Origin of the sequence: Burkholderia orbicola, from assembly GCF_900100915.1 — a bacterium.
Lineage (GTDB): Bacteria > Pseudomonadota > Gammaproteobacteria > Burkholderiales > Burkholderiaceae > Burkholderia > Burkholderia orbicola.
In genome coordinates this window covers 2,610,251-2,635,375 of the sequence record NZ_FNKW01000001.1, presented here as the reverse complement: position 1 = coordinate 2,635,375, position 25,125 = coordinate 2,610,251, and the positions used below count along the sequence as shown (strand labels likewise).

At 69.0% G+C, this 25,125-nt stretch carries 16 protein-coding genes; 6 read left to right on the top strand and 10 right to left on the bottom strand.

Annotated elements, in window-relative coordinates:
* Positions 1-75 precede the first annotated feature (75 nt).
* Genes BLS50_RS12575 through hemC form a run of 3 tightly spaced genes read right to left on the bottom strand, consistent with a single transcriptional unit; the run spans position 76 to position 4,240 of the window.
* Positions 76-1,263: a heme biosynthesis protein HemY gene (locus BLS50_RS12575; RefSeq protein WP_011545945.1), complete on the bottom strand. Its 1,188-nt coding sequence runs from the start codon at positions 1,261-1,263 to the stop codon at positions 76-78.
* Positions 1,264-1,265: 2 nt separating this feature from the next.
* The gene (gene hemDX, locus BLS50_RS12570) at positions 1,266-3,236 is read right to left on the bottom strand and encodes a fused uroporphyrinogen-III synthase HemD/membrane protein HemX (protein ID WP_069232993.1); all 1,971 of its coding nucleotides are present in this window, start codon (positions 3,234-3,236) and stop codon (positions 1,266-1,268) included.
* Positions 3,236-4,240 carry a hydroxymethylbilane synthase gene (hemC, locus tag BLS50_RS12565; protein WP_074802343.1) on the bottom strand — a complete coding sequence of 335 codons (1,005 nt, stop codon included), beginning with the start codon at positions 4,238-4,240 and terminating at the stop codon, positions 3,236-3,238. Before hemC ends, hemDX begins: the two co-directional genes overlap by 1 nt.
* A 208-nt stretch (positions 4,241-4,448) precedes the next feature.
* On the opposite strand from hemC, the gene ppc reads away from it, so the two are divergent.
* Positions 4,449-7,478, top strand: a complete 3,030-nt coding sequence (ppc, locus tag BLS50_RS12560) for a phosphoenolpyruvate carboxylase (RefSeq protein WP_074802342.1) — start codon at positions 4,449-4,451, stop codon at positions 7,476-7,478.
* 147 nt (positions 7,479-7,625) lie between these two features.
* Here ppc and BLS50_RS12555 read toward each other — a convergent pair whose 3' ends face one another.
* Complete coding sequence (locus BLS50_RS12555; protein WP_074802341.1) at positions 7,626-8,378, bottom strand: class I SAM-dependent methyltransferase; 753 nt, start codon at positions 8,376-8,378, stop codon at positions 7,626-7,628.
* A 226-nt stretch (positions 8,379-8,604) separates the two neighbouring features.
* On the opposite strand from BLS50_RS12555, the gene BLS50_RS12550 reads away from it, so the two are divergent.
* The 3 genes from BLS50_RS12550 (at position 8,605) to BLS50_RS12540 (ending at position 11,710) form a co-directional block, all read left to right on the top strand.
* Positions 8,605-9,414 (top strand): helix-turn-helix transcriptional regulator, encoded by an 810-nt coding sequence (locus BLS50_RS12550; protein ID WP_074802340.1) that lies wholly within the window; start codon positions 8,605-8,607, stop codon positions 9,412-9,414.
* 106 nt (positions 9,415-9,520) lie between these two features.
* A complete protein-coding gene (gene argH / locus BLS50_RS12545; protein ID WP_006478117.1) occupies positions 9,521-10,930 on the top strand; it encodes an argininosuccinate lyase in 1,410 nt (469 codons plus the stop codon).
* Between the two features lie 96 nt (positions 10,931-11,026).
* Positions 11,027-11,710 carry an HAD family hydrolase gene (locus tag BLS50_RS12540; RefSeq protein ID WP_069232997.1) on the top strand — a complete coding sequence of 228 codons (684 nt, stop codon included), beginning with the start codon at positions 11,027-11,029 and terminating at the stop codon, positions 11,708-11,710.
* 89 nt (positions 11,711-11,799) lie between these two features.
* On the opposite strand, the gene BLS50_RS12535 is transcribed toward BLS50_RS12540, so the two are convergent.
* The 5 genes from BLS50_RS12535 to apbC form a co-directional block, all read right to left on the bottom strand.
* Entirely contained in the window at positions 11,800-12,615 is an 816-nt protein-coding gene (locus tag BLS50_RS12535; protein ID WP_012329006.1) for a lysozyme inhibitor LprI family protein, read from the bottom strand.
* Positions 12,615-14,894, bottom strand: coding sequence for an arginine/lysine/ornithine decarboxylase (locus tag BLS50_RS12530; RefSeq protein WP_011545955.1), 2,280 nt, complete (start codon positions 14,892-14,894; stop codon positions 12,615-12,617). The genes BLS50_RS12535 and BLS50_RS12530 overlap by 1 nt, the downstream gene beginning before the upstream one ends.
* 81 nt (positions 14,895-14,975) lie before the next feature.
* Positions 14,976-15,545: a dCTP deaminase gene (gene dcd, locus BLS50_RS12525; protein WP_006398615.1), complete on the bottom strand. Its 570-nt coding sequence runs from the start codon at positions 15,543-15,545 to the stop codon at positions 14,976-14,978.
* A gap of 113 nt (positions 15,546-15,658) precedes the next feature.
* Positions 15,659-16,195 carry a superoxide dismutase [Cu-Zn] gene (gene sodC, locus BLS50_RS12520; protein WP_027814454.1) on the bottom strand — a complete coding sequence of 179 codons (537 nt, stop codon included), beginning with the start codon at positions 16,193-16,195 and terminating at the stop codon, positions 15,659-15,661.
* A gap of 133 nt (positions 16,196-16,328) precedes the next feature.
* Positions 16,329-17,420, bottom strand: a complete 1,092-nt coding sequence (gene apbC, locus BLS50_RS12515) for an iron-sulfur cluster carrier protein ApbC (RefSeq protein WP_023477952.1) — start codon at positions 17,418-17,420, stop codon at positions 16,329-16,331.
* 352 nt (positions 17,421-17,772) lie between these two features.
* On the opposite strand from apbC, the gene BLS50_RS12510 reads away from it, so the two are divergent.
* Together BLS50_RS12510 and metG are read left to right on the top strand one after the other, a co-directional pair.
* On the top strand, positions 17,773-18,420 hold the full coding sequence (locus BLS50_RS12510) for an OmpA family protein (RefSeq protein WP_006478111.1): 648 nt from the start codon (positions 17,773-17,775) through the stop codon (positions 18,418-18,420).
* Between the two features lie 379 nt (positions 18,421-18,799).
* Positions 18,800-20,947: a methionine--tRNA ligase gene (metG, locus tag BLS50_RS12500; RefSeq protein WP_074802338.1), complete on the top strand. Its 2,148-nt coding sequence runs from the start codon at positions 18,800-18,802 to the stop codon at positions 20,945-20,947.
* Positions 20,948-21,041: 94 nt separating this feature from the next.
* Here metG and BLS50_RS12495 read toward each other — a convergent pair whose 3' ends face one another.
* Complete coding sequence (locus BLS50_RS12495; RefSeq protein WP_074802801.1) at positions 21,042-25,085, bottom strand: translocation/assembly module TamB domain-containing protein; 4,044 nt, start codon at positions 25,083-25,085, stop codon at positions 21,042-21,044.
* Between the last annotated feature and the right edge of the window lie 40 nt (positions 25,086-25,125).

Below are 25,125 nucleotides of genomic sequence, written 5' to 3'. Positions count from 1 at the left end.
CGAAAAAAAGCCCCGAAGGCCGATCGGCGTTCGGGGTTTTTTACGCGGCGCAGCGCAGCGCCGCGCCGCGCCGCGTCACACGACGGTAATCGCCAGCGCGCTTTCGCGGTAGTGCTTCGCGGCCTTGTCGGTTTCGCCGAGGTGCTCGAACAGGCGGGCGAGCGCACGATGCGCCCGCACCTTCAGCGCCTCGTTGTCGGCCAGCTTCAGCGCCGATTCGAGGAACGACTGCGCCTTGCCCCACAGCTGCTGCTGCTGGCAGAGGCGGCCGAGCGCGAACAGCAGGTCGGCATCTTCCGGATGATCCTTCTTCCAGCCTTCGGCCTTCTGGATCAGCGGCAGCGCATCGGCGCCGGCCGTGTCCGGGTAACGGCGCAGCAGGCGTGCATCCCAGTTGTGCGCGAGCGCGTCCTCGACGATGCGGCGCGCTTCGTTGCGGCGCTCGAGCGGCACCAGCAGCTCGGCCGCGAGATCGGCCAGACGCGGCGACTGGCGCTCGACCGGCGACAGCGACTGCCACACTTCGAGCAGCGCGTCCGGATCGTGCCGGCGTTCGCGCAGCAGGTTTTCCGCTGCCTGCTGGCGCAGCCGCACGGCCGCGGCCGGATGCAGCGCCTCGCGCTTTTCGAGCGCCTTCGCGAGCTTCAGCACTTCGGCCCAGTTCTTCAGTTGCTGCTGGGCACGCAACGCGACCTGCTGCGCATGAATGCGCTTGCCGCCGGCCTGCATGTCGGCCAGCGCGGCGAGCGCGCCGTCGGCGTCGCGGGCGTCCGCGCGCATGTCGGCCGCGGCGAGCAGCCGCGCATCCTGCCATTCGGGCGCGTCGACCTTCGACAGCCAGTCGTCGCGGCGCGTGTACTCGTGCATCCGGTGCGCGGCCGTGGCCCCGACGAGACTCGCGGCGCCCAGGTTCGCGTCGACGGTCAGCGCTTCACGCGCGGCCTTCTCCGCACGCGAAAAGCGGCCCGCGTACAGGTTCGCGATCGCATCGCGCAGCGACGCCTGCGCCTTCTCGTTGCGCGAACGCGCGCGATACGCGGCGACCCGCTGCGGCATGCGCCAGATGTTGCGCACGATGCGCAGCAGCGCGTACACGACGATGAACAGCACGACGATGGCGATCACGAACAGGTTCAGCGACACGTCGATCCGGTACGGCGGATAGACGAGCAGCACCTGCCCCGCGTCGAAACGGCCGACGGTGGCGAGCGCCGCGGCGATCGCGAACAGGACCGCGAGCCAGACGATTCCTCGAAGCGTCATCGTTACCCCCGGCTCTTGAACTGCTGAACGGCGTTCAGGCTCGTGTTCAGGTTCGGCACCGCGACCGTCAGCGATGCGCCGTCAACCTGCTTGAGCAGATCCTCGACGGTCTGCGTGTCCTTCGACGCCTGATCGAAATACTTCCCGAGCGACGCCTGGGCGGCGTGCAGGTCGGCCTTCATCGCGCTGTCGTTGCGCGCCAGCAGCGACAGCCGTGCGGTCAGCAGGCGCAGCTTCACGTTCTCGCGCACGAAGTAGCCCTGGTCGGGCGACGCGAGCATCGCGTCCGCGTTGTCGATCCGGCGCACCTGCACGAGGCCCTTCAGTTGCTGGCCGAGGCCGGCCGAGAAGTCGTGCCACCACACCTTCCAGCGCGGCTCGCCGGCGGCGACCGACGAGGCGGCGTCAACCGGCGCGGCCTTCGGCGCCGCGTGCGGCACGATCGCCTCGCCGGACAGCGGCAGCGCGTCGATCCTGGCGATCGCGTCGTCGAGCTTGATCGCGAGGCCGGTGAGATCGGCCGTGGGCGCGGCCTTCAGCTTCTCGATGTCCAGCGCGAGCGCCTTGCGCACCGTGACGGCCTGCGCGCTCTGCGACGTCGCGAGACGCGCGTCGGCGTTCTGCAGCGCGATCAGCGCGAGTTGCGTGTTGCCGGTCAGTTGAAGCTGCTGGCTCGCGCTCGACAGCATCTGGTCGACTTCCTCGAGCATCCACGCGTCGCGGTTGCGCGACAGGTCCTGGTATTGCTGCTGCAGCGCCTGCTGCGCGCTCTGCGCATCGGCGAGCTTGCCGTCGAGCTGCGCGAGCTGCGTGTCGACCTGGTGCGTGCCGGCGAGCGCCTGCTCGGTCTTCAGCCGCGTTTCGGCCGCTTGCGCGTCGAGCGCCTTCTGGCGCGCGACGAAGGTGCCGTCGAGCCGGTCGATCTTGCGGTTCAGCGCGTAGCCGCCGACACCCGCCGCGCAGCCGAGCACGACGACGACGAACCACAGCACCGCGCTGCCGCCGCGGCGCGCACGCGGCTCGGGCGCGAGATAAGGGGGGCTGGACGGCGGTGCGGATGCAGCGGCCGGCTGGGAAGCGACGCTTTTGGAATCGTTGGTATCTGTCATGCGTTTAGTCACCGGTACGGCTGTCGCCGGTTGGACGGCCTCGTCGGCCATCGTTCGAAACGCGCGGACGATGCGCTCATCGCCCGCGCCGGTCAGCGTAATCCTATCAAAACCCAATGCCCGCGCGGTCTGCTCGATCCGCGGGTGCGGCGTGACGAGCGGCGCATGCTTGAGCGCGTCGATCTCGGCCTCGTTCAGATGGGCCCGCGCAAGCTCGTGCAGGTTGCGCACGCCTTCCGAGCTCGTGACGAGCCACCCATGCGGCTGGCCGTCGAGCAACGCGTGCACGCGCTCCCACGCACCGACGCGCGGCTCCGGCACGACGCGCCGGTACGCGGCGACGAGCGTGACGTCCGCGCCGGCCTCGCGCAGGCGCTCGGCGAGCCATTCGCGCCCGCCGTCGCCGCGCACGATCAGCACGCGCTTGCCCGCGAGCGCCTGCGCGCCGCCGAACGCGACTTCGATGCTCGCGAACAGGCTTTCCGAATCGTAATGGGGCACGCCGCCGTCGGCCGGCGCCTGCGGCGCGATCACGCGATGCGCGGGCGCCGCAATGCCGTGGCGCTCGAGCGCCGCGACGCTGCCGGGCCCGACCACGCCGACCGGCAGCGCGTTCGGCCAGATCGCGTCGTACCGCGCGAGCGCGCGGTCGATCGCATTCGGCGACACGAAGATCACCAGCGCGTAGTCGGCCAGCGCCGCGAACGCGGCGTCGAGCGGCGCCGGATCGTCGACCGGCGCGATATCGATCAGCGGGAATTCGAGCACGTCGCAACCGGCATCGGCCAGTTGCGCCGCAAGCGCGTCGGACTGGCCGTCCGGACGCGTCAGGACAGCGGTGAACGCGCGCGCGCCGCCCGCCATCAGGCGTCGCCCTTGCCCGCGGCCTGCGAGCCCGCGAGCAGCGCCTGGACGATGTCGAGCGCGCCTTGCGCCTCGAGTTCGTCGGACACCGCGCGGCCGAGCGCTAGCGCATCGGCGACGGTCACGACCGCGCCGCATTCCTCGGCCGTCAGCACGCGCTTGCCGTCGGTGGTCGATACGCGTCCCGTCAGGTACAGCTCGCCCGCGCGCCACACCGCGTGCGCGGCGAGCGGCACCTCGCAACTGCCACCGAGCGCGCGCGACACCATCCGTTCGGCCTCGACCGCGAGCGCGGTCTGCGGGTCATGCAGCGGCGCGAGCCACGCGGCGACGTCGTCGCGGTGCGCGGCGATCTCGATGCCGAGCGCGCCCTGGCCGGCCGCGGGCGGGCTGGCCTTGACGTCGAGCAGCGCGCGAATCCGCGCTTCGAGGCCGAGGCGTTTCAGGCCGGCGGCCGCGAGGATGATCGCCGCGTAGTCGCCGCGGTCGAGCTTCGCCAGGCGCGTGTCGAGGTTGCCGCGCAGCGGCAGGACCTCGAGATGCGGATAACGCGAACGCAGCATCGCCTCGCGACGCAGGCTCGATGTGCCGACGACCGCGCCGGCCGGCAGCGCGTCGAGCGACGCGTAGTCGTTCGACACGAAGGCATCGCGCGGGTCTTCGCGTTCCATGATCGCGGCGAGCGAGAAGCCGTCGGGCAGCGCCATCGGCACGTCCTTCAGCGAATGCACGGCGAGATCGGCGCGGCCGTCGGCCAGCGCGGCTTCCAGTTCCTTCACGAACAGGCCCTTGCCGCCGACCTTCGACAGCGTGCGATCGAGAATCTGATCGCCGCGCGTCGTCATCCCGAGGATTTTCACGTCACAAGCTGGATATAATTTGCGCAGCGCATCACGCACATGTTCGGCTTGCCACATCGCCAGGCGGCTCTCGCGCGAAGCAATCGTCAACGTCGCGGGCGGCTGTGCCTGCTGCGGCCCGGCCGCGGGGGTCTCGGAATTCATTGCTGGAACATCGAAGGACGGGATTGAAGATCGAACAATGGTAGCACGCACGCCCCGGCCCGCCCGGGCCCGGAGCCTGCGCCCGGCTTGCTTCCGCGCGGGTCGCGGCGCCGTTGTGCGGATGTGCCGCACGTAGCTGGTTGCTTGACCGCAGTTCCCGCAGTTTCCGCAGTTCCTTTTGACTCGAGCTTTCCCAAGGAAACCCATCGTGAAGTCTTCCGGATCGGCGCGTACGGCGCGCCGCAATGCTGCCTTGCCCTCCCCCGATGCCTCGACGGACACCGTCGCCACCGCCGCGAACGGCCGTGCGAAAACGGCAGCGAAACCCACGGCAACGAAACCGAAAGACCCGATACGTCAGACAAAACGCACGACGAAAGCCACGAGCCCCGCCGCCCGCAATGCCGTCGCGCCGAAGGCCGGCACCCGCACGCGCGACGACAAGGACGGCCCGCTGTTCGAGGACATCCGCTTCCTCGGCCGCCTGCTCGGCGACGTCGTGCGCGAACAGGAAGGCGATACCGTGTTCGACGTGGTCGAGACGATCCGCCAGACCGCGGTGAAGTTCCGCCGCGAGGACGACAGCGAAGCCGCGCAGACGCTCGAGAAGAAGCTGCGCAAGCTGACGCCGGAGCAGACGGTGAGCGTCGTGCGTGCGTTCAGCTATTTCTCGCACCTCGCGAACATCGCGGAAGACCGTCACCACAACCGCCGCCGCCGCATCCACGCACTGGCCGGCTCCGCGCCGCAGCCGGGCACGGTCGCGTACGCGCTCGACCAGCTGAAAACCACCGGCAATGCGTCGAAGCGCCTGCTGCAACGCTTCTTCGACGATGCGCTGATCGTGCCGGTGCTGACCGCGCACCCGACCGAAGTGCAGCGCAAGAGCATTCTCGACGCGCAGCACGACATCGCGCGCCTGCTCGCCGAGCGCGACCAGGAGCTGACCGCACGCGAGCGCCAGTACAACGAAACGATGCTGCGCGCGCGCGTGACCGCGCTGTGGCAGACGCGCATGCTGCGCGACGCACGCCTGACGGTCGGCGACGAGATCGAGAACGCGCTGTCGTACTACCGCGCGACGTTCCTCGACGAGCTGCCCGCGCTGTACGGCGACATCGAGGCCGCGCTCGCCGAGCACGGGCTGTCCGCGCGTGTGCCCGCGTTCTTCCAGATGGGCAGCTGGATCGGCGGCGATCGCGACGGCAACCCGAACGTGACCGCGGCGACGCTCGACGAGGCGATCAACCGCCAGGCCGCGGTGATCCTCGAACACTATCTGGAACAGGTGCACAAGCTGGGCGCCGAGCTGTCGGTGTCGAATCTGCTGGTCGGCGCGAACGACGCGGTGAAGGCGCTCGCGGCCGCGTCGCCCGACCAGTCGCCGCACCGCGTCGACGAACCGTATCGCCGCGCGCTGATCGGCATCTACACGCGGCTCGCCGCAAGCGCGCGCGTGCGTCTCGGCGAAGGCACGGTGCCGGTGCGCAGCGCGGGCCGCGGCGCGCCGCCCGTGCGGGCGATTCCGTACGAGGATTCCGAAGCGTTCGTCGCCGATCTGAAGGTGCTGACCGCGTCGCTCGACGAACACCACGGCGCGTCGCTCGCCGCGCCGCGTCTCGCGCCGCTCGTGCGTGCGGCGGAAGTGTTCGGCTTCCATCTGGCGAGTATTGACCTGCGCCAGAGCTCCGACATCCACGAAGCGGTGGTCGCCGAGCTGTTCGCGCGCGCGGGCGTCGAGGCCGACTATGCGGCGCTCGCCGAGGAGGACAAGCTGCGCGTGCTGCTCGCCGCGCTCGCCGACCCGCGCCCGCTGCGCTCGCCGTATCTCGAATACTCGGCGCTCGCGCAGAGCGAGCTCGGCGTGTTCGAGAAGGCGCGCGAGGTCCGCGCGCAATTCGGCGCGCGTGCGGTGCGCAACTACATCATTTCGCACACGGAAACCGTCAGCGACCTCGTCGAGGTACTGCTGCTGCAGAAGGAGACGGGGCTGCTCGAAGGCACACTCGGCGTGCCGGGCAGCCACGCAAAGAACAGCCTGATGGTGATCCCGCTGTTCGAGACGATCCCCGACCTGCGCGACGCGTCGCGCATCATGCGCGACTACTTCGCGCTGCCGGGCATCGACGCATTGATCGCGCACCAGGGCGCCGAGCAGGAAGTGATGCTCGGCTACTCGGACAGCAACAAGGACGGCGGCTTCCTCACGTCGAACTGGGAGCTGTATCGCGCGGAACTCGCGCTCGTCGACCTGTTCCGCGAGCGCAAGATCACGCTGCGGCTGTTCCACGGCCGCGGCGGCACGGTCGGCCGCGGGGGCGGCCCGACCTACCAGGCGATCCTGTCGCAGCCGCCGGGCACCGTGAACGGCCAGATCCGCCTGACCGAACAGGGCGAGGTGATCGCGAGCAAGTTCTCGAACCCGTCGATCGGCCGCCGCAACCTCGAGACGGTCGTCGCCGCGACGCTCGAGGCGTCGCTGCTGCCGCAATCGAACGCACCGGCGCAGTTGCCCGCGTTCGAGGCCGCGATGCAGACGCTGTCCGATTCCGCGATGGCCGCGTACCGGGCGCTCGTCTATGAAACCCCGGGCTTCACCGACTACTTCTTCTCGTCGACGCCGATCACCGAGATCGCCGAGCTGAACATCGGCAGCCGCCCGGCGTCGCGCAAGCTGCAGGACCCGAAGCAGCGCAAGATCGAGGATCTGCGCGCGATTCCGTGGGGCTTCTCGTGGGGCCAGTGCCGGCTGCTGCTGACCGGCTGGTACGGCTTCGGCAGCGCGGTGAGCGCGTATCTCGACGGCGCGCAGGACGACGCCGAGCGCGCGAAACGCGTGACGCTGCTGAAGAAGATGAACAAGACCTGGCCGTTCTTCGCGAACCTGCTGTCGAACATGGACATGGTGCTCGCGAAGACCGATCTCGCGGTCGCGTCGCGCTATGCGCAGCTCGTGTCCGACCGCAAGCTGCGCAAGCACGTGTTCGAGCGGATCGTCGCGGAATGGGAGCGCACGTCGCGGGCGCTCGCGGAAATCACCGGGCAGGAAGGCCGCCTCGCGACCAACCCGCTGCTCGCGCGCTCGATCAAGAACCGCTTCCCGTATCTCGATCCGCTCAATCACCTGCAAGTGGAGCTGATCAAGCGTCACCGCGCGGGCGACACGAACGCGCGGCTGCGCCGCGGGATTCACCTGACGATCAACGGGATCGCGGCCGGCCTGCGCAATACCGGCTGATTCCGCGGGCGGCGCGGGCGCCGGGTGTGTTCTTCGGCGCCGGCCGGCATCACGAAAGCCGCGATACGCGTTCATGCGTATCGCGGCTTTTTTTCATGCGGCGACGAAATGGCGCAACGGCAAAGCGGCGCGGCGCGCGCCGCACGCTCAGTGCGCGTCGATCAGCAACGCATCGTGCTCGAACGAACCGTCGGGCTGCACCGCGTAATAGGTGCGCACCTCGTCCGGCGCATGCGCCCACAGCGCGCGGATGCCGGCGACGCTGTCGGCCGGCGTGCGAATCCGCTCGACCCACGTATCGAAATCGATCGGCAGCCGCCAGCGGCTGTGCACCTGCGCGTCGAAGCCGGCTTCACGGAACATCGCGAGCCATTCGTCCGCGCGGTAGTCGCGCACGTGCGACGCGTCGCGCAGCACTTCCGCGGCCTGCAGGTACGTATCGAGCAGCGGATGGTCGTTGCCGGCGATGTCGATCATCAGCACGCGGCCGCCCGGCTTCAGCACGCGGCGCACCTCGGCGAGCGCCGCGCGCATGTCGTGCCAGTGGTGCGCGCTCATCCGGCTCACGACCCAGTCGAACGTCGCGGTGTCGAACGGCAGCCGCTCGGCCGGCCCCTGCTGCGTGCGGACGTTCGCGAGCCCGCGTTCGCGCGCGGCCGCATCGACGGTCGCGAGCATCGGCGCGGCGAGATCGTACGCGACCACATCGCGCACGTGCGGCGCGACCGCGAAGCTCGCGTGGCCGGCGCCGCAACCAAGGTCGAGCACCGCGGCGTCGGGCGTCGCGCTCACCGCGTCGGCGAGCGTCTGCAGGTCGGCGCCCGTCGCATGAACCGTGCTCGTCAGATAGGCGGCGGCCGTCGTGCCGAATGCGTCGGCGACCTGGTCGTGGTGTTTCATCGTTCGCTCCTTTCCTTGATGCAGTCGGCCGATCCCGGCGCTTCAGCGCGCGATCCGGCCCCGTGCAACGCATTGTGTGGGACGCCCGCTGCCCTGCCAGCGCGCGAGCCGCTACAATAGGCCTGCGCTTGTACCAGTACAAGTTAAGTAGTTATTCTGGTATTCGATCCACCTGTCTGATCCTTCGATCGTTGCCGCGTTTTCGCTTCCACTTCGCCGTTTCCGCATGAACCAGCCGTCCTCCGCCCCCGTCCCGCCGCTCGACGCCACGCCCGCCCGCGCGCTCGGCGAATTCATCCGCGCCCACCGCGAGCGGCTGTCGCCGCAGGCGGTCGGTCTGCCGCCCGGCCCGCGCCGCCGCACGCCGGGGCTGCGGCGCGAGGAAGTCGCGCAACTGTGCGGCGTGAGTCCGACCTGGTACACGTGGATCGAACAGGGCCGGCCCGTGTCGGCCTCCGCCGACGCGCTCGCCCGGATCGCCGTCGCGCTGCAGCTGTCGAAGGCCGAGCGCGCGTACCTGTTCGAGCTGGCCGCGCAGCGCGACCCGGCCGAGCCCGACGTCGCGGCCGGCGACCTGCCGCCGACGCTCGCCGCCACCGTCGCGGCCATCGCGACGCCCGCCTACGTGCTCGATCGCCAATGGAACGCGCTCGCGTGGAATGCGCCGGCCGCCGCGCTCTTTTCCGGCTGGCTCGACGACGAGCACGACCGCAACCTGCTGCGCTTCACGTTCATGTCGCCGGCCGCACGCACGCTGATCGTCGACTGGGACACCCGCGCGCGGCGGCTCGCGGCCGAATTCCGCGCCGATGCGATCCGCCACCTGACCGACGCGCCGACGCGCGCGCTGATCGACGCGCTGACCACCGGCAGCGACGCGTTCGCACAGTACTGGGCGTCGCAGGACGTGTTCGAGCGCGAAGGCGGCCTGCGCGAATTCGACCATCCGGCCGATGGCCGTCTCGTGTACCAGCAGATCACGCTGAAGCCCACGCACCGCGAGGACCTGAAGCTCGTCGTGCTGGTGCGCGACTGAGCGCGCCGGCCCCCGCGCCGGCGGCGGTCGGCCGGCCCGCGAATGTTAGAATCCCGGGATTCCCTCGGCGGCTCACGGCCGCCCAACTCCCCTTCGAAGAATCGCCATGACGTCCCAACTGCACAAAAAGGGCGAGGCCTGGTCGGCCCGCTTCTCGGAACCGATGTCGGAGCTGGTCAAGCGCTACACGTCGTCGGTGTTTTTCGACAAGCGCCTCGCGCTCGTCGACATCGCCGGCTCGCTCGCGCACGCGAACATGCTCGCCGCGCAGAAGATCATCAGCGCCGACGACCTCGCCGCGATCGAACGCGGGATGGCGCAGATCAAGGGCGAGATCGAGCGCGGCGAATTCGAATGGCAGCTCGACCTGGAAGACGTCCACCTGAACATCGAGGCGCGCCTGACCGCGCTGATCGGCGATGCCGGCAAACGCCTGCACACGGGCCGCTCGCGCAACGACCAGGTCGCGACCGACATCCGCCTGTGGCTGCGCGGCGAGATCGACCGTATCGGCGGCCTGCTGAACGACCTGCGCGGCGCGCTGATCGACCTCGCGGAACAGAACGCCGACACGATCATGCCCGGCTTCACGCACCTGCAGGTCGCGCAGCCGGTCACGTTCGGCCACCACCTGCTCGCGTACGTCGAGATGTTCACGCGCGACGCCGAACGCATGCGCGACTGCCGCACCCGCGTGAACCGCCTGCCGCTCGGCGCGGCCGCGCTTGCGGGCACGAGCTATCCGATCGACCGTCACGCGGTCGCGAAGACGCTCGGCTTCGACGGCATCTGCGCGAACTCGCTCGACGCGGTGTCCGATCGCGACTTCGCGATCGAATTCACGGCGGCGTCCGCGCTCGTGATGACGCACGTGTCGCGCTTCTCCGAAGAACTCGTGCTGTGGATGAGCCCGCGCGTCGGCTTCATCGACATCGCCGACCGCTTCTGCACCGGCAGCTCGATCATGCCGCAGAAGAAGAACCCGGACGTGCCCGAGCTCGCGCGCGGCAAGACCGGCCGCGTGAACGGCCACCTGATGGCGCTTCTCACGCTGATGAAGGGCCAGCCGCTCGCGTACAACAAGGACAACCAGGAAGACAAGGAACCGCTGTTCGACACGGTCGACACCGTCGCCGACACGCTGCGGATCTTCGCCGAGATGGTCGCCGGCATCACCGTGAAGCCGGACGCGATGCGCGCGGCCGCGCTGCAGGGCTTCTCGACCGCCACCGACCTCGCCGACTACCTGGTCAAGCGCGGCCTGCCGTTCCGCGACGCGCACGAAGCCGTCGCGCACGCGGTGAAGATCTGCGACGACCGCGGCATCGACCTCGCCGACCTGACGCTCGACGAGATGAAGCAGGAACTGCCGAACGTCGCGCACCTGATCGGCGACGACGTATTCGGCTACCTGACGCTCGAAGGGTCGGTCGCGAGCCGCAACCATCCGGGCGGCACCGCGCCCGACCAGGTGCGTGCGGCCGTCAAGGCTGCCCGCGCCGCGCTGGCCAAGTAACGCCCTGCGGTTCCGGACGGACGCCTTCGGCGTCCGTTTTTCATTCGGGCGCCCCTCGCGCCGCCCGCTGCTTTCCCCGCTTCACGGATGCCCCCGATGACCTTTTCCGCCGCGCTCTTCGACATGGACGGCCTGCTCGTCGATTCCGAGCGGACCATCATGAACACGTGGATCGACGTGTCGAACGCGCATGGCGTCGTGCTGACCGAGATCGACTACCTGCAGATCGTCGGCCGCTCGTTCGCCGAGGGCCAGGTGATCCTGGCGCGGTTAATCGGCGACCCCGCGACGTTCGATGCGGTGCGTATCCGCGTGCGCGAGCAACTCGCCGCACCCGAACCCCATTCGAAGTTTCCGCTGAAGCCGGGCGCGCTCGAGCTGCTCGAAACGCTCGCGCGGGCGGGCATTCCGTGCGCGGTCGCGTCGTCGTCCGCGGGCGACGTGATCCGCGCGCGGCTCGGCGCGGTCGGCGTGCTGCCGTTCTTCCGTGCGATCGCGGGCGGCGACGAAGTCGCGCGCGGCAAGCCCGACCCGGCCGTCTACCGGCTCGCGGCCGAGCGTCTCGGCGTGCCGGCCCACGCGTGCGTCGCGTTCGAGGACAGCGACTTCGGCGCGCAGTCGGCCGCCAGCGCGGGTGCTGCCGTCGTCACCGTGCCCGACCTGAAGGCGCCGACGCCCGAGATCGTCGCGCTGAGCCTGCACGTGCTCGCGTCGCTCGACGATGCGGTCGCGCTCGTGCCGTCGTGGTTCGGGCTGCAGGGCACGTCGCAACCCGCGTAGGCCCGCGTAGGCAATACGCCGCGCCATGCAAAACGGGCACCCGAGGGTGCCCGTTTCGTCGTGTCGCCCACTCGAAAGCGGCGCGCCCTTTACCGGTTGCCGGCCGTCTCCGACAGCCGCTTCATCGTCGCGATGCGCGCACCGATCAGGTCGACGCGTCCGTCCTCGCCGACGAGCGGCGCCGTCGCATCGCGGAACGCCACCCACGCGCGCTGCGCGCGCACGAGCGTCGCGGCCGAATGCGCGGGCATCTTGCGGCGCAGCTTCTGGTAATAGCGGTTCAGGTCGAACAGCGCGTGTTCGCACGCGGCATCCTGCACGCACGGCCGCACGCGGCGGATCGCCGGATCGCGCGACGCATTCGCCGGCTTGGCGCCAGCCGGCGCGGCCGCGCCACTGCCCTGCGCACCGCTCGTCGCCGCGACCGGCACGGCTGCCGGCGGCGGGGCATAGCGATCGGCCGCCCCGCGCAGCGCCAGCGCGCGATCGCGCACCGGCTGCAGCTGCAGGTCGGCGCTCGACATCGCATACGCGGTGCCGCGCGTCGTGTCGTACACGGCCTTCAGCAGCAGCACTTCGTCCTTGCGCCACGTGAGCCAGCGGCGCTGGCTGTCCTGCCAGCCGCGCTTCGCGTCGGCCGGCGCATCCTTCGACAGGCGCTGGTATGCGCCGTCCATCACTGCCTGCCACTGCTGCTGTGCTTCGCCCATGCACTGGATCTGCCCGGCCGGCGACGACCGGTCGCGCCGCGCGAGGCATTGCCGCATCGCGACGTCGATCGGGTCGGCCGCCGCGACTTCCGCATGGGCGACGCCCGCGCCCGCGAGCCCCGCCAATCCTGCCGTCCAGACGACGAGCGCGGCCAGCGCCGCGCGCATCGTCCGGAATCGTCCGTGCGCCGCCATCAGTCGCGCACGCAGTCGACGAAGTACTCGACGCGGCCGTTCACCTCTTCCGCGACGAGGCCGTGGATGTCGGTGTGGAAGCCCGGGAAACGCTCGTTGAAGTCGCGCGCGAACCGCAGGTAGTTCACGATCGTCTTGTTGAAGCGCTCGCCCGGAATCAGCAGCGGGATGCCCGGCGGATACGGCGTGAGCAGGATGCTCGTCACGCGGCCTTCGAGCTCGTCGAGCGGCACGCGGTCGATCTTGCGGTGCGCGAGCTTCGCGAACGCGTCCGACGGCTTCATCGCCGGCTCCATGTCCGACAGGTACATCTCGGTCGTCAGGCGGGCGATGTCGTTCGCGCGGTACACGTCGTGGATCTGCGTGCACAGGTCGCGCAGGCCGACGCGCTCGTAGCGCGGATGCTGCGCGACGAATTCCGGCAGCACGCGCCACAGCGGCTGGTTGTTGTCGTAGTCGTCCTTGAACTGCTGCAGCTCGGTCACCATCGAGTTCCAGCGGCCCTTCGTGATGCCGATCGTGAACATGATGAAGAACGAGTACAGGCCGGTCTTCTCGACGATGATCCCGTGCTCGGCCAGGTACTTCGTGACGATCGCCGCCGGAATGCCGGTCTCGCCGAACTCGCCGTCGACGTCGAGCCCCGGCGTGATGATCGTCGCCTTGATCGGGTCGAGCATGTTGAAGCCTTCCGCGAGCGGGCCGAAGCCGTGCCAGTGGTCGTTCGGCTTCAGCATCCAGTCCTCGCGCGAACCGATGCCTTCCTCGGACAGGTTGTCCGGGCCCCACACGCTGAAGAACCAGTCGTCGCCGTACTCGGCGTCGACCTTGCGCATCGCGCGGCGGAAGTCGATCGCCTCGGCGATCGATTCCTCGACGAGCGCGGTGCCGCCCGGCGGCTCCATCATCGCGGCCGCGACGTCGCACGACGCGATGATCGCGTACTGCGGGCTCGTCGACGTGTGCATCAGGTACGCCTCGTTGAAGCGGTGCTTGTCGAACGTGCGGTTCTCCGAATCCTGCACGACGATCTGCGACGCCTGCGAGATGCCCGCGAGCAGCTTGTGCGTCGAGTGGGTCGCGAACACGAGCGCGCCCGTGCGCGGACGGCCGTCGCCGATCGCGTGCATGTCGCGGTAGAAATCGTGGAACGTCGCGTGCGGCAGCCATGCTTCGTCGAAGTGCAGCGTGTCGAGCAGGTCGCCGAGCAGGTCCTTGATCATCTCGACGTTGTACACCACGCCGTCGTACGTGCTCTGCGTGATCGTCAGGATGCGCGGCTTCATGTCCGGGTTCTGGCGCATCGCCTCGCGCGCGAACGGGTTCGCCTCGATCTTCCTGCGGATGTTCTCCGGCTTGAATTCGTCGCGCGGGATCGGCCCGATGATGCCGAAATGGTTGCGCGTCGGCGTGAGGAACACCGGAATCGCGCCCGTCATCGTGATCGCGTGCAGGATCGACTTGTGGCAGTTGCGGTCGACCAGCACGATGTCGCCCGGTGCGACCGTCGCGTGCCAGACGATCTTGTTCGACGTCGACGTGCCGTTGGTCACGAAGAACAGGTGATCGGCGCTGAAGATGCGCGCCGCATTGCGCTCGGACGCCGCCACCGGGCCGGTGTGGTCGAGCAGCTGGCCGAGTTCGTCCACCGCGTTGCAGACGTCCGCGCGCAGCATGTTCTCGCCGAAGAACTGGTGGAACATCTGGCCGAGCGGGTTCTTCAGGAACGCGACGCCGCCCGAGTGGCCCGGGCAGTGCCACGAGTACGAGCCTTCGTCCGCGTACTTGACGAGTTCCTTGAAGAACGGCGGCGCGAGCGAGTCGAGATAGACCTTCGCTTCACGGATGATGTGGCGCGCAACGAACTCCGGCGTGTCCTCGAACATGTGGATGAAGCCGTGCAGTTCGCGCAGGATGTCGTTCGGCAGATGGCGCGACGTGCGCGTCTCGCCGTACAGGAAGATCGGAATGTCCGCGTTGCGGCGACGCACTTCGGTGACGAACGCGCGCAGCTCGATGATCGCGGTCGCGAGCTCGGGCAGCTCGCCGTCCGGGCCGGTTTCGCCGAGCATGAGTTCGTCGTCGTCGATCGACAGGATGAAGCACGACGCGCGGCTCGATTGCTGCGCGAACGACGTCAGATCGCCGTAGCTCGTGAGGCCGAGGACTTCGACGCCCTCCTTCTCGATCGCTTCGGCCAACGCCCGGATGCCGGAGCCCGAGATGTTCTCGGAGCGGAAATCTTCGTCGATGATGACGACGGGGAAACGAAACTTCATGGGCGATTCTCCAAAAAGAACGACCGCGGCGCGTCACGCGCAGCGGTCACCCGGAAACTGGTGAGACGTTATGCAACCAGATCAGGTTTTCGGCAGCGTGACACCGCGCTGCCCCTGATACTTGCCGCCGCGATCGGCGTACGACACGTCGCACACCTCGTCGCTTTCGAAGAAGAGCACCTGCGCGACGCCTTCGTTCGCGTAGATCTTCGCGGGCAACGGCGTGGTGTTCGAGAATTCCAGCGTGACGTAGCCTTCCCACTCGGGTTCGAACGGCGTCACGTTGACGATGATCCCGCAGCGCGCGTAGGTCGACTTGCCGAGGCAGACGGTGAGCACGGTGCGCGGGATGCGGAAATATTCGACGGTGCGGGCCAGCGCGAACGAGTTCGGCGGGATGATGCACACGTCGCCTTTGAAATCGACAAACGAACCCTCGTCGAAGTTCTTCGGATCGACGATCGTCGAGTTGATGTTCGTGAAGATCTTGAATTCGTCCGCGCAGCGGATGTCGTAGCCGTAGCTCGACGTGCCGTAGCTGACGATCCGGCGGCCGTCCTCGGACGCGCGGACCTGATCGGGCACGAACGGCTCGATCATCTTGTGCTCTTCGGCCATGCGCCGAATCCATTTGTCGGACTTGATGCTCATATCGGGGCGCCTGGAAACGCTGCGTGACGGTCAGGGGAGGGCCGCTCGCGCAAAGCGGCGGCCGGGAAAGGCGGACATTTTACGCGATCATCGGCTCACGCACGCGGCGGCCGTCAACGGATCACGCCGCAGGCCAGCGCGGGCCCCGCGCCATGCTGCGGAAACGCCGGGTCGCTCGAGTCGCGGTGCACCAGCGCCGCGCGGTTCATCGCCGAGCGCACGCCGTCGAGGGCCAGATCGGGCGCGACGATGAAGCCGGCCGCGACGCCGTTCGCATCCGCATGGATGTTGCCGAGATCGCCGGCGACGCGCGCGCCGGCGCGCAGCCGGTCGGCGGCCGGCGCGAACACCTGGCCGGCGCTCGAGCCGTCGCCCGCGTTGCAGTCGCCGCGCTCGTGCACCTGCAGCGCGTGATCGCTGTTCGGCGGCAGGCCGACCAGGTTGTAGGTGACCTGCACACCGTCCGGGCGCTCGACGAACGTCACCGCGCCGCGCGTCTGCGAGCCGACCGTCGGCTGCAATTGTGCGTCGGCCCGTTTTTCGTGCGACGAGGAAAAGGAGGTACAGCCGGCCAGCAGGCCCAGCGCGGCGGCGGCCAGCAGCGCGCGCCGCGCGCGGCCGGCGCGCACGCCGTGATGTCGTTGTTTCATTCGATCCTCATGCCGGCTGGCGGCCGTTTGACACGACGGCCGCGCCGGGCGGGTAAAGGGACCCGGGAAAAGTCGCCATGATACCGCGCCTCGCGGCGCCGTAAACAGCGTGAGGCCCCGCCCCGCAAGGGTTTTACGTATTTTGAACAACGATCGACGGGAACTTCGACGTCATGTCGCGCGATCGCTCGGCAATCGCCAGCGCGACCCCGCGCGCGATGTCGCGGTAGCGACGCGCGAGCGCGCCGTCCGGCTCGGCCGCGACCGTCGGCGTGCCGCTGTCGGCCCGCTCGCGGATCGCGATGTCGAGCGGCAGGCTGCCGAGCACGTTCACGTCGTAATCCTTCGCCATCCGTTCCGCCCCGCCGGCGCCGAAGATGTGCTCCTCGTGGCCGCAGTTCGAGCAGATGTGGATGCTCATGTTCTCGACGATGCCGAGGATCGGAATCCCGACCTTCTCGAACATCTTCAGTCCCTTCTTCGCGTCGAGCAGCGCGATGTCCTGCGGCGTCGTGACGATCACCGCGCCGGTGACGGGCACGCGCTGCGCGAGCGTGAGCTGGATGTCGCCCGTGCCGGGCGGCATGTCGACGATCAGGTAGTCGAGCTCGCGCCAGTTGGTCTGGCGCAGCAGCTGCTCGAGCGCCGACGTCGCCATCGGCCCGCGCCACACCATCGGGTTGTCTTCCTCGATCAGGAAGCCGATCGAGTTCGCCTGCAGCCCATGGCCGACGAGCGGGTTCATCGACTGGTTGTCCGGCGACTCGGGGCGCTGGCCGTGGATGCCGAGCATCGTCGGCAGCGACGGGCCGTAGATGTCGGCGTCGAGAATGCCGACCGACGCGCCTTCCGCGGCGAGCGCGAGCGCGAGGTTAACGGCCGTCGTGCTCTTGCCGACGCCCCCCTTGCCCGATGCGACCGCGACGATGTTCTTCACATTCGGCAACAGCTTCACGCCGCGCTGCACCGTATGCGCGACGATCTCCTGCGACACGGCGACGCGTGCGTCGCGCACGCCCGGCACGGCCTGGAGCGCCGCGGCGACGCGTGCGCGCACGTCATCGTGCTGGCTGCGCGCCGGATAACCGAGCACCACGTCGAGCGCCACGACATCGCCGTCGATCGCAACGTTGCGCACGCCCTTGTTCGCCGCGTACGGGCGGCCGGTATTGGGGTCGACGACTGCCGCCAGCGCGGCGTCGACTTGTGCCCGGTCAATGCTCATCAAAACTCCGTGAAAACGTTTTTCTCGCGCGCAAACGTCAAAAAATATCAAATTACGCTGCGAAAATCGGGAAAAGTGAAAGAATCTGTTGCACGCCATTGCGCGAACGCGCGACCCGGCGCACTCTTCGCGTGCGGCATGCTATAGGGCCAAATCGGCCGCTCACCGCCTATATTGTAGAGGCTGACGCGTCGCGCTGCCCGAACAGCCACGCTGACGGACAGGGCATGCGACCGCCTCGGCGGCTGCCGCAAGCGCAGGCCGGCCCTCCTTTTTCGGACGGCCCGCGCAGGGAGCCATAACTGTTGTTTGTCGTCGTTGTCGACTCGTTCAACCAAGAGAGGAATCCAAGATGAACATGAAAATCGCGACTCGCCTGTCCGTATTCGCACTCGCCGGCGCACTGCTGGCAGGCTGCGCCACGCAGCAAGGCAACAATACGGCCGTCGGTACCGGCACGGGCGCGGCGCTGGGCGCGGGGATCGGGGCACTGGCCGGTGGCGGCAAGGGCGCGGCGATCGGCGCGGGCGTCGGCGCACTGGTCGGTGGCGTGACGGGTTACAACTGGCAAGCGATCAAGAACAAGCTCGCGCCGTCGGCAGCGCAGACGGGCACGCAGGTCACCGAGCAGCCGGACGGCTCGCTGAAGCTGAACGTGCCGAGCTCGGTCACGTTCGCGACGAACCAGTACGCGATCACGCCGGCGTTCACGCCGCTGCTGAACGACCTCGCGACGACGCTGAACCAGAACCCGCAAGTGACGGCGTCGATCGTCGGCTACACGGATAGCACGGGCTCGCAGCAGCTGAACCAGACGCTGTCGCAGAACCGCGCGCAAAGCGTCGTGAACGCGCTCGTGCAGCGCGGCGTGAACGGCGGCCGTCTGTCGGCGCAAGGCATGGGCCCGTCGAACCCGATCGCGGACAACGCGACCGAAGCCGGCCGCGCACAGAACCGCCGCGTCGAGATCTACCTGCGCGCGCCGCAACAGCATCAGTAAGCGCGACCACGAGAGGAATCGTGCGGGCATTCTGCCCGCACAGCCCCGCCGGGTAAGGCTTTCGGCGGAGCCGGTAACAAATCGAAAAAATTTTCGAACTTCTGTCGCAGGCCGTGGTCAGTATTTACGGTACGTGGCTGGTGTTGCCGGCGCGTCACCATTCTCCTCTTGTCGTTGTTGCTCCGGGGCCGTATCCGCCCCGGTTTTTTTTGCCCGCAGATTTCATGCTGCACCGCAGCATCGCACTGCCGGGCGCGGCACCTGGGCGACCTCCTCCCTGCAGCCGGCCGGTCCGCGGCACCCGCCCGCCGCGCGAGCCCGCGCCCCTGCTAGAATCGCAGTTTCCCGTCGTTTTTCCCGCTGTTCTTCTCCAGACCCTATGTCCGCATCCGACCTCACTTCCGTGCAGGCTGCGGCGCCGCAAGGCAGCCGCCAGATCCTCGTTACGTCCGCACTGCCCTATGCCAACGGGCAGATCCACATCGGCCACCTGGTCGAGTACATCCAGACCGACATCTGGGTGCGGACGCTGCGAATGCATGGTCATGAGGTCTACTACATCGGCGCCGACGATACGCACGGCACGCCGATCATGCTGCGCGCGGAGAAGGAAGGCCTGACGCCGAAGCAGCTGATCGACCGCGTGTGGACCGAGCACAAGCGCGACTTCGACAGCTTCGGCGTGTCGTTCGACAATTTCTACACGACCGATTCGGAAGAAAACCGCGTGCTGAGCGAGAACATCTATCTCGCGCTGCAGGAAGCCGGCCTGATCGCCGAACGCGAAATCGAGCAAGCCTACGATCCGGTCAAGGAAATGTTCCTGCCGGACCGCTTCATCAAGGGCGAGTGTCCGAAGTGTCACGCGAAGGACCAGTACGGCGACAGCTGCGAGGTGTGCGGCTCGACCTACCTGCCGACCGAACTGCTGAATCCGTATTCGGTCGTGTCGGGCGCGACGCCGGTGCGCAAGACCTCGAAGCACTACTTCTTCCGCCTGTCCGACCCGCGCTGCGAATCGTTCCTGCGCGAGTGGGTAAGCGGCCTCGCGCAGCCCGAAGCGACCAACAAGATGCGCGAATGGCTCGGCGACGCCGGCGAATCCAAGCTCGCCGACTGGGACATCTCGCGCGACGCGCCGTACTTCGGCTTCGAGATCCCGGGCGCGCCCGGCAAGTATTTCTACGTGTGGCTCGACGCGCCGGTCGGCTACTACGCGAGCTTCAAGAACCTGTGCGAGCGCAACGGCATCGATTTCGATGCGTGGATCCGCCCGGGCTCGAAGGCCGAGCAGTACCACTTCATCGGCAAGGACATCCTGTACTTCCACACGCTGTTCTGGCCCGCGATGCTCGAGTTCTCGGGCCACCGCACGCCGACCAACGTGTTCGCGCACGGCTTCCTGACGGTCGACGGCGCGAAGATGTCGAAGTCGCGCGGCACGTTCATCACCGCGCAGAGCTACATCGACACGGGCCTGAATCCCGAGTGGCTGCGCTACTACTTCGCCGCGAAGCTGAACGCGACGATGGAAGACATCGACCTGAACCTCGACGACTTCCAGGCGCGCGTGAACAGCGACCTCGTCGGCAAGTACGTGAACATCGCGAGCCGCGCGGCCGGCTTCCTGATCAAGCGTTTCGACGGCCGCGTGCAGGACAGCGCGATGAATCATCCGCTCGTCGCGAAGCTGCGCGATGCGATTGCGCAGATCGCCGCGAGCTACGAAGCACGCGAATACGGCCGCGCGCTGCGCCACACGATGGAGCTCGCGGACGAAGTGAACGCGTACGTCGACGGCGCGAAGCCGTGGGATCTCGCGAAGGACCCGGCCAACGCGGTCGCGCTGCACGAAACCTGCAGCGTGAGCCTCGAGGCCTTCCGCCTGCTGTCGCTCGCGCTGAAGCCGGTGATGCCGCGCGTGGCCGAAGCGGTCGAGGCGTTCTTCGGGATCGCGCCGCTCGCGTGGGCCGACGCCGCGAAGCCGCTGTCGTCGGCGCAGCCGATCAAGGCGTACCAGCACCTGATGACGCGCGTCGATGCGAAGCAGATCGAAGCGCTGCTCGCCGCGAACCGCGATTCGCTGCAGGCCGAGGCAGCCGCCGCGGGCGCCACCGCCGCGAAGGATGCGAAGAGCAACGCGAAGGCGAACGCGAAGCCGGCCGTCGTGAACGGTGCCGACGACGCACCGATCTCGATCGACGATTTCGCGAAGATCGATCTGCGCATCGCGAAGATCGTCGCGTGCCAGGCGGTCGAAGGCTCGGACAAGCTGCTGCAGCTCACGCTCGACGTCGGCGAGGAAAAGACCCGCAACGTGTTCTCGGGCATCAAGTCCGCGTACCAGCCCGAGCAGCTCGTCGGCAAGCTGACGGTGATGGTCGCGAACCTCGCGCCGCGCAAGATGAAGTTCGGCCTGTCCGAAGGGATGGTGCTCGCCGCGTCGGCCACCGACGAGAAGGCGGAACCGGGCCTCTACATCCTCGAACCGCACAGCGGCGCAAAGCCCGGCATGCGCGTGAAGTAAGTCGAACGCGCAGTTGCTGCTTGCGCAAAAAAGCCCCGCACGAGTTGCATCGTGCGGGGCTTTTTTATTGCTGCCCGGTATGCCGCGCCCTTCGTCAGCGCTGCCCGAACCAGCGGTCGAACCGCCGCGTGTAGTTCAGGTCGACGCCCTGGAACGTGCCGCCGTACGCGGACACCGACCAGAAGCGCGTCAGGTTGATGGTCGCCTTGAACGCGTTGGCCGCCGATTGCAGCCCCTGCTCGAAGCCGAGCACGAACCGCTCGTTGATCGCCTTCGACACCAGCACGACCTGCGGATCGGTCAGGCCGACCTCGCTGCGGCCGACCGACACCTCGTCGAGACCGAAGGTCTGCGCGACCCGCTTGCCGGTTACGCTGCCGAGCAGCCCGAGCGCCGCCGTCATCGCCCCCTGCTGGCCGACGTTGTTGCCCTGGTCGGTGCCGTGCCCGAACAGCAGCCACGACAGCTTTTCGTTGTCCGTGACGTTCGGCTCCGACACGAGCTTGACCGTCAGTGACTGAATCGTGCCCGTCACCTGCACGCCGGCCTCGACCTCCTGGTTGCGCCGCATCGCGAGGATGTTGACGCCCGGGTTCGACACGGGGCCGTTGAACGTGAAGAAGCCGTTCTCGATCGCGAGCTTGCGGCCGAACGTCGTGTACGTCGAGCCTTCGGTCACGCGCACGTTGCCGACCGCGCGCAGCGGCACGCCCGGCGCGCTCATCACGGTGATCGTGCCGCGCAGCCCCAGATCCGCGCCGTGGCCCTTGAAGCGGAAGTTGTTGCCGAGCCCGACGTCGATGTTCGCGCGCGGCGCCAGCGACGGCGCCGGCTTGTTTTCGACCGGCTTCGGCTTCGCGGCCGCGGTGCCGGTGGGCGTCTCGCCGCGCACCGTGCCGTCCGGCTGCACGATCACGACGTCGTCGGACAGGTGCGGCGCCGATTGCTCGGGCAGATCGAACAGCGCGCGGTCGACCACGAACTTGCCGTCGATCGACAGCGCGCCGCGCGGCCCGTCGTTCGCGACGGTGGCCTTGCCCGACAGCGACAGCTTGCGGTCCGGCGCGGCGAACAGTTCGAGCTTGTCCGCGACGATGCTGGCGGTCAGGTCCGGCGCCTCGCCGTCGAGCCGCACGCGGCCGAGCGCGCGCAGCGTGCCGTCGCCGCCGTGAAATTCGACCTGCTGGAATTCGACGAGGTTGTCCGACAGCTTCACGCGCACGATGCCGTCCTTCAACTGCACGCCCTGGTCGATCAGCGTCGCGGAAAGCTCGTCGCCCGTCAGCGTCCCCGACAGGTTCGGTTTCACCGGCGTGCCGGAGACCATGAGCTTCAGCGCGGCGCGCCCGCCGAGCAGGTAGCTCGGCCCGAACAGGTTGCCGGTGGTCTTCAGCGCCGGAATGTCGGCGTCGATGCGGCCCGCCAGCGGACCGTCGTCGACGAGGCCGAACACGCCGTCGCGCAGCGCGAACGGCACCGTGACGTTCGCGTCGAGCGTGCCGACCCGGCTCGCCTTCGCGAGCGCCGTCACGTTGAGCCGGTTGCCGGGCGCGAAGCTCGCGCGGGCGGACAGGTCGGTCAGGCCGAGCGATGCGATGCCGCGCCCGGTCTCGATCGTCACGTCGCCGCCGCGGCGCTTCACCTGCACGTAGCCCGTCGCGTTCGCGCCGAGCGAGAAATCCCAGTCGGCATCGAGCACCACGTCGGTCCGCACCGGCGGCCGCTGGCCGGTCAGCGCCTGGCGAACCTCGAGGAAACGCGCGACCGACGCGCCGGTCACGGCGCCCGCCGAGCGCATCTGGCCGCGGTCGAACACGAACGATTTCAGGTCGATCGCCGCACCTTCGAGCGTGAGCCGCGTCGCGCCGAGCGTCACGCGGCCGGCGCCGGCCGATATCGTCAGCGGCGCCTGCAGCGCGAGCGCCGGCGTGCCGCGATTCGCGAGCCGCGTGACGGTGCCGTCCCAGCGCATGCCGTCGCGGTTCTCGACCACGCCGCCGTTCGCTGCAAGCGTCAGGTCGATCACGCGGCCGCCGGCCACCCCGAGCGCCGACGCGTCGAGCGTGTGCTTCGCGCGCGTGCCGTCGAGGTTCGCGCGCAACGATTTCAGCTGGAACGAACCGAGCGCGATGTCAGACGCGTCGGCCGTGAACACGAGCGCGCCGTGCGCGCCATCGCGGATGTCCGCGCGGCCCTGGGCGGTGCCGATCCGGTTCGACCCAACGACGACGTGCTCGGCCTTGTAGGTCGCCGTCACGTTCGGATGCGCGAAGCTGCCGGTCAGGTCGCCTTGCGCCTGCACGAGCCCCTGAACGCCGAAGCCGAGCCGGTCGAGCTGCGGCGCGTCGACGACGAAGCGCAGCCGGTCGCCGGGCGCGCCGAAGCTGCCGCGCAGGTCGACGTGGTTGCCGGCGATCGACAGGTTCGCGTTGCTCGGCAGGATTCGCGAGCCGGCGAGCTGCACGACGCCGGCGCCGGTCAGCGGCACGCCGTCGTACAGGCTGTCGGCGAGCTTGAAGGTCGCCTTCGTCGACACTTGCGGCGCGAGCGCGCCCGACGCGGTCAGCGTGCCCGACACGCGCGTCTCGCCGCGCTTGGCCGGGGCCTTGGCCGCCGTCGCGGGCGCCTTGCCACCGCCCGCCTTCGGCGCGCTCATCGCGGCGAGCAGCAGCGGATCGAACGCGGTCAGCGTCGCCTTCGCGTCGTAGCTCGAATGCGCGTCGTGGCGGAACACGCCCGTCAGGTCGATGCGCCCCTTGCCCGCCGTCACGCGCGTGTCGGTCAGCACGGTCTGCTGCTGCGTGAGCGCGACCTTGGCGCGCGCGCCGAGCGCGAGCTTCGGATCGTTCAGGTTGAAATCGACGGTCGTCACGTCGCCCGCGAGCGTCACGCCGAGCGGGCCGCCGAGGCGCATCGGCCGCAGCTCGGCGACGAACGCGTTCAGGTCGAGGTTCGCGACCTTCAGGTCGAAGCGGCCCTTGCCGCCCGTCAGCGTGCCGCCGCCGGTCACGCTGCCGTCGCGGATCAGCTTCAGCGCGAGGCCGTCGATCCGTTGCGCGTGCGCGTCGAGATGCACGTTCGCGTGCGCGTCGATCACCGGCAGAAGATGGTCGCCGAGCGTGCCCGGCTTCGCGTTGACGATCGACACCGGGCCCGTCACCGCGAAACCCTTCGCGGGCGCCGAGCCTGCCGGCGCGCTCACCGGTGCGAGTTCGGCGCGCACCGCCAGATCGGCCGCGGGCGCGCCGGGCGACAATGCTTGCGGGTTCACGTGGTCGAACGCGAGCGACGCGCGCGTGAGCGGCACCGCGCCGAACGGCGCGGCCTCGACGTGCGCGCGCCCGTTCAGCTTCATCCCGCTCGCGTCGACGTCGGCGACGAGCGCCTCGAGCGAGCCCGACACGCGGGCCCGCGCGTCGACCGGCTCGTCCGACAGCTTGCCCGCGTAGGTCGCTTCACCGGTCAGCGCGAACGGCTTCACGCCGTCGAGCTTCGCGCGCGCGGTCAGCGCGCCGTACGGCGTATCGACGCCGTCGAGCACGAGTTCATGGTGACGGCCGTCGCTGCGGCCATTCAGCGCGAGATGGTCGAGCTGCGTCGTCGACGCGCCTTCGTGAATCGCGAGGCGATCGACGCGCAGGTCGTCGATCCGCACCTGCAGCGGCAGACTCAGGTCCTGCGGCGTCGTGCTCCGCGTCGACGGCCCCGGCGCGATCCGCACGTCGATCGTGCCCGCGCGCAGATAGGCGATGGACAGCCGCCACGGCGCGCGGGTCAATGCCCAGCGGCCGTCGAGCCGGTCGATGCGCACCTCGGTGCCGGTGCCGTCGGGGCTCGTCCATGCGAACCCGCGCAAGCGCACGCCGGTCGCGAGCGAGCCGCCTTCGAGCGTGCCCGCGAGCCGCGTGCCGAGCACCTTGCCGGCCGCCTGCCACGCGAGCCGCGTCCCGCGCTCGGTCGTCACCGCGCCCAGCACGAGCCCCGCCGCCAGCACGACGAGCAGCACGACCGTCGCGAGCGTCCACGCAATGACACGCCACGCGCGGCCGCGACGCGGCGCGCGCGGCGGCGTGTCGGGCGCGCCATCGGGCGAATCCGGATCGTGAGGCGGCGGCGTGTCGTTCGGGTCCTTCGTCATGCGGTTCGTCGTGCGGGTCGTCGTCAATAGGGCGGCGGGT